Source organism: Chamaesiphon sp. OTE_75_metabat_556 (assembly GCF_031378165.1).
Classification (GTDB): domain Bacteria; phylum Cyanobacteriota; class Cyanobacteriia; order Cyanobacteriales; family Chamaesiphonaceae; genus Chamaesiphon.
In genome coordinates this window covers 1-5,279 of record NZ_JANNDR010000559.1, presented here as the reverse complement: position 1 = coordinate 5,279, position 5,279 = coordinate 1, and the positions used below count along the sequence as shown (strand labels likewise).

5 protein-coding genes are annotated in these 5,279 nt (G+C 47.5%); 4 read left to right on the top strand and 1 reads right to left on the bottom strand.

What is annotated here, in order from left to right:
- The first annotated feature begins 264 nt into the window (after positions 1 to 264).
- The gene (locus tag RMO27_RS21910; protein WP_309736582.1) at positions 265 to 987 is read left to right on the top strand and encodes a DUF1995 family protein; all 723 of its coding nucleotides are present in this window, start codon (positions 265 to 267) and stop codon (positions 985 to 987) included.
- A gap of 95 nt (positions 988 to 1,082) precedes the next feature.
- Here RMO27_RS21910 and RMO27_RS21905 read toward each other — a convergent pair whose 3' ends face one another.
- Positions 1,083 to 1,469: an alr0857 family protein gene (locus tag RMO27_RS21905; RefSeq protein ID WP_309736580.1), complete on the bottom strand. Its 387-nt coding sequence runs from the start codon at positions 1,467 to 1,469 to the stop codon at positions 1,083 to 1,085.
- A gap of 197 nt (positions 1,470 to 1,666) precedes the next feature.
- Between RMO27_RS21905 and RMO27_RS21900 the strand changes: the two genes are divergently transcribed.
- The 3 genes from RMO27_RS21900 to RMO27_RS21890 all read left to right on the top strand — a co-directional run.
- Positions 1,667 to 2,995, top strand: coding sequence for an AAA-like domain-containing protein (locus tag RMO27_RS21900; protein ID WP_309736579.1), 1,329 nt, complete (start codon positions 1,667 to 1,669; stop codon positions 2,993 to 2,995).
- 106 nt (positions 2,996 to 3,101) lie between these two features.
- The gene (locus RMO27_RS21895) at positions 3,102 to 5,003 is read left to right on the top strand and encodes an FAD-dependent oxidoreductase (protein WP_309736578.1); all 1,902 of its coding nucleotides are present in this window, start codon (positions 3,102 to 3,104) and stop codon (positions 5,001 to 5,003) included.
- Between the two features lie 75 nt (positions 5,004 to 5,078).
- A partial coding sequence (locus RMO27_RS21890; protein ID WP_309736576.1) for a hypothetical protein occupies positions 5,079 to 5,279 on the top strand: 201 nt, incomplete at its 3' end.

Sequence of the window (5,279 nt, the reverse complement as noted above, 5' to 3'; positions counted from 1 at the left end):
TGGAACGAACCCAAGCATCGGTAGACCGGGAAAAGCTTGAAGGGCAATGGCAACATCCTGGATAGACATAAGTTAATTTACTTGAATGTTTCTAAAAACCGCAGGGCTTGCGGGGTTAGTCTGTGGAGCGAACATCAGACCAAATCTCCCTTGGGAGTGGAGGCAGTTGCGATGAAGCAGAAAAACCAAGAAGTGATTCTTGGAATCCTCGTGCGTTCACGCCGAGGAGCATGTCAAAGAGAGATATCTTTCCGATCCTGTTTCATGTCAAAATTACCAACTACCCTCGAAGAATCGATCGCGTTAGCTCAAGCTGCGACAATTGCGGCGATCGAAGCTGGACATCAACGAATTACGGTCGAGATTCTGATTCCCGAACTCAAGTCGATGGGTTTGGCACGGCAATTCATCGAGTCTTTTGTCGAGCGGGGAAATACGCTCAAGGTGTTATTTACCGATACGGGCGCGGCAGCTTTGGCAAAACGGGATTGGCAGGATATTAGTTTTAAGATTGACGATTTGGGCAATAGTCGATCGCCGATCGAGGATAAAATTCAAGCCGAAGACCAACTATTTATCGCGATCGATCCGTCGGCGGTGGAAGTTGCCCAGGTTGAGAAATTATGTACCGCTGCTGGCGATCGTCCGGTAATCTTATTCTTACCTAAATTGGAAGATGCGGCGATCGTCGGGATTGGTTATGCGGCTCGACAACTGCGCGACAGGTTCCTGACGACACTCACCTGTGCTTACTATATCAAGCCCCTCGAAACAGCAGCCATTTACCGCTGTTATCCGGCGCAATGGCAGGTGTGGCTGGAGGCAGATGATGATTATACCCTGCTGTCAGAATCGCCAGAAAAACCAGTCGGTGACGAGCTAGATGCGATTTTGACGCCTACTACGCCAGGGGATAATGCTACTGCGGTTAAATCACCTGGGATCTTTGCGAGTTTGGGTCGTTTTTTGCGGACTTTGAGTAGATAGTTGGAAGCGGGGAGTAATTTAAAAGTGAAGACAAGAAACCCGACTGCTTGGAAGTCGGGTTTCTTGCGGGGTTTTGCTCTGGCTATTGCTCATTTTTAATCTGCAACATATGTTGGCACTTGCCGCTGACTAGATTCCCATAAGCTGTGGACGCAAGCTTCGGCGAGATCGCCCAACTCAGCAACCAAGATCCCTTCAGATACATGGGTATTTTTGGTCAGCCATACACCGGCAATATTGACTTCATAAAAATCACGATCGACACTGCAAACGGCAACAGCCTCTGGGAGCCGGACGATCCGATTGCGATCGATGCTGGTAATTGCAGCGGCTGACAAGAGAAAAGAAGCATTACCCGGTTGGACGCAGAGTGGTTCGCTAATCCGTAAAGCTAGCAGCGTGCGCTGCAACACCCATTGTTCTAAGGATTCCGCAATCTGTTCTAAATGCAAGCCAAATTCGCTATAGGCTAACTTCAACATGTTCATTCCTCAACTGTTGTCGTGCTAATTTGTCGATCAAATCCGGTCTAGCGATCGAATCCGATATCTTCATTAAATGACATGCATGACTGAGTTCGAGCCTGAGAATGACTGACTTATGTATCTTTTGTGTATCTTGAAACTACTGGAGATCTGAATTATTATGTAAGACTGAAGTATCGATCGTGAGAGGTTACATGCCCAGATCGCTCAGAGTGCGACAGGATTGCATTAGTAAAGTCAAGCTAGCACTCGGCCGCAATGGTTTTCCGAGCCAACGTTCTTTAGCTGAAGATGTCGGATTTGCCCTAGCCACAGTCAGTAATTTCTTGACGGGTAAGCCGGTTGACTACACTACCTTTGAAGAACTCTGTCGAAAATTAGGACTTAATTGGCGCGAAATTTCCACTGTGGAGGTTGAGATTGCGATGGTGCAGCGAGAAGAGGCTCCCAAACTGCCAGAACGGATGTTGCTGGTAGAGAGCAGCATCGATCTAGAGACATCACCTTGTTACCCAAATGGTGCCGTCCCGTTGGGTTCCCCTTTATACTTGGAGCGCAGTCCCTTGGAAGTGCAGATCGATCGAGAACTGCGGAAACCAGGAGCCTTAGTCCGCATCAAAGCACCGAAGGAAATGGGTAAGACTTCGCTGCTGCTGCGGATTCTCGATGTTGCGAAAACTTTGGGATACCACACCGTCAGCCTGAACATCGACCAAGTTGACGAATTAATTTTGAGCGATCTCGATCGATTTTTGCGCTGGCTGTGTGCCAATGTCGCGCGGCAACTGCATCTCAAACCCAGGTTAGATGAGTATTGGGATGAAGATTTAGGCAGCAAAATTAGTTGTACTGCCTATTTTCAAGACTATCTCTTACAGGAGATCTCCACGCCCTTGGTATTAGCATTTGATGAGGTGAATCAGATTTTCGAGCATCCGCAGATGGCTAAAGACTTTTTTCCGCTGCTGCGATCTTGGTATGAAGAAGCAAAAACACTCCCGATCTGGCAAAAACTCCGACCGATTGTGGTACACTCTACAGAAATTTACATTCCCCTACAACTTTGTCAGTCCCCATTTAATGTGGGACTGCCGATTCAGTTAAATACTTTCTCGCAAGCGGAGGTGCAACAGTTGGCGCAACGCTATGGACTCGATTGGGACGATGATGGCATCGGTGCTAGGCAACTGATGGATCTGGTGGGGGGACATCCCGCACTAGTTAATATTGCTTTGTATCACCTCAGTCGAGGCGATATCACCCTAGCGAAATTATTGGAAACTGCCCCGACAGCTACGGGGATCTACCACCAGCACTTGCAACGGCATTGGGCAACCCTGGCAGAACAACCAGAATTAGCGCGTGCGCTCGATCGCGTCATGAGTGCAGATCGACCCATCCTCCTCGCCCCGATTCTGGCTTATAAGTTAAATAGTCTGGGGCTGATCGAGCGATCTGGCGATCTGTCAGTGCCAGGCTGTCAGTTATATCAGCAGGCATTTAAGAGCGTGCAGATTGATTGAGGAGTTGGGAGAATTGAATCATCGATTGGGTTGGTAATAGGAGCCGATCGCTTGATGCATCCAGATCGATTTCGATATTAAATTCGCAAACTTTAAGGAGTCGAACATGAAAAAGAAAGTCGTGATTTTAGGTGGTGGTGTGGCTGGCATGAGTGCGGCACACGAATTGGTAGAACGGGGGTTTAATGTGGTGGTCTATGATACTCGCGATATTCCAGGTGGTAAAGCGCGAAGTATGCCCGTTCCTGGCAGTGGGATCGATGGTAAAAAACCGCTACCTGGAGAACATGGATTTCGATTTTTCCCAGGATTTTATCAACATATTACCGATACGATGAAACGCATCCCTTACAAGCGTAACGCGCAGGGTGTGTTTGATAATTTGGTCGATGCCACCCGGATTTACGTGCCCCGATTCGATAAAGCAGGATTGGAATTACCTGCCAAAGTGCCAACTAATAGCACCGATCTCCGACTATTAGTCGATACTTTCTTGCAATTGATTTCCCAGCAAGCTGGGCTAAAACCTGGCGAAATCGAATACTTTGGTCACAAGCTCTGGCAGTTGATCACTAGTTGTCACGAACGCCGGATTGGTGAGTATGAAAAAATCGATTGGTGGAATTTTGTCGAAGGGGATCGCTTCTCGGCTGAGTATCAGAGTTTATTAGCAAAAGGATTGACCGAATCATTAGTAGCCTCCAAAGCCAAACTGGCTAGTACCAAAACTGTCGGCGATATTTTCTTACAACTAATACTCGATCTGGTCAATCCGACAATTAGTACCGATCGATTGTTAAATGGCCCGACTAATGAAGTCTGGATCGAACCGTGGTTGGCGCATTTGAAAAGTTTTGGGGTGGACTATAACTCCCATAGTCAAGTCGAAACAATTAATTATGCCGACGGCAAAATTCAGAGTGCAACGATCCGAGATCTGCTGACCGATCGTACCTTTGAAGTTCGCGGCGACTATTATATTTCAGCGGTGCCGGTAGAAGTAATGGATCGACTGATTATCGATAGCAATCTCCATCACTACGATCCGACCTTCACAAATATTCGGACATTAGCCAAGAGCGTTGCTTGGATGAATGGCATTCAATTTTATCTCAAAGAAGATGTCCCAATTACCCATGGGCACATCTTACTGGTCGATACGCCGTGGGCGTTGACCGCAATTTCTCAAAAACAATTTTGGCCGGATGTCGATCTGAGTGAATATGGCGATGGGCAAGTCAAAGGCATTCTCTCTGTGGATATCTCTGATTGGGGCACAGACAATATCGGCGAGAATCCCCTAGAAAGTATCGGCATTTTGTTTGGCAAAAAGGCTAAAGATTGCACGGATGAAGAAATCAAAGCTGAAGTTTGGGCGCAAATGAAGAAAAGCTTCAACGTCAATGGTCAAGAAATCCTCAAGGATGAGAATCTCCACAGTTGGTTCCTCGACTCAGATATCATCGATCCCACCCGAGATTTTCTGGACGAACTCAATACTAAAGACAAGCAACAAGTCACCATTCCCGTCGAAACACTGGCGAAAGAGACCGCAGAATTGAATCCAGAAGAACGAGCTTCTAAAACATTTTTGCGATCGCTGTGCGATCTCGGTTCGGTCAAAAAAATTCCTAAAGAAAATGGCGAACTGATCTATCAATCGGTGATGGCTGTGACAAGTAAAACTAATCTCGAACCGTTGCTGGTCAATCTCGTCAATACTTGGCAACTTCGTCCCGATGCGTTTACGCGCATTCCCAATCTCTTTCTCGCCTCCGACTACGTGCGGACTAATACCGATTTAGCCACGATGGAAGGCGCAAATGAAGCCGCGCGCCGCGCCGTGAATGCGATTCTCGATCTGACTGGCGATCCGGCTCCGCGTTGCAAAATTTGGGAACTCCACGAACCCGAAATCTTTGCCCCCTTCCGCTGGCACGATCGCCAACGCTACCAACAAGGATTACCTTGGGAAGATCTGCTGGGACTCAAACGAATTTTGACTTAAACTACGCCGTGAATCGATCGACTAGTAGCGATATTCGATCGAGATCGCGACCTTCAATCTCAGCAAGAGCTAGCGATGTTAACATTTCCCAAGCATCAAATTTTGGCACAGATTTATCAGAGTGCCAACTCGGTTGTCTATCGATCGATCCGCGAGATCGATCGACAACCCATGATGCTCAAGCTGCTCAAACCAGGCTATCCGACCCCAGCAGAACTCACCCGCTACAAGCAAGAATATGAGATCCTCCGCTCCTTAGAACTTGATGGCGCGATT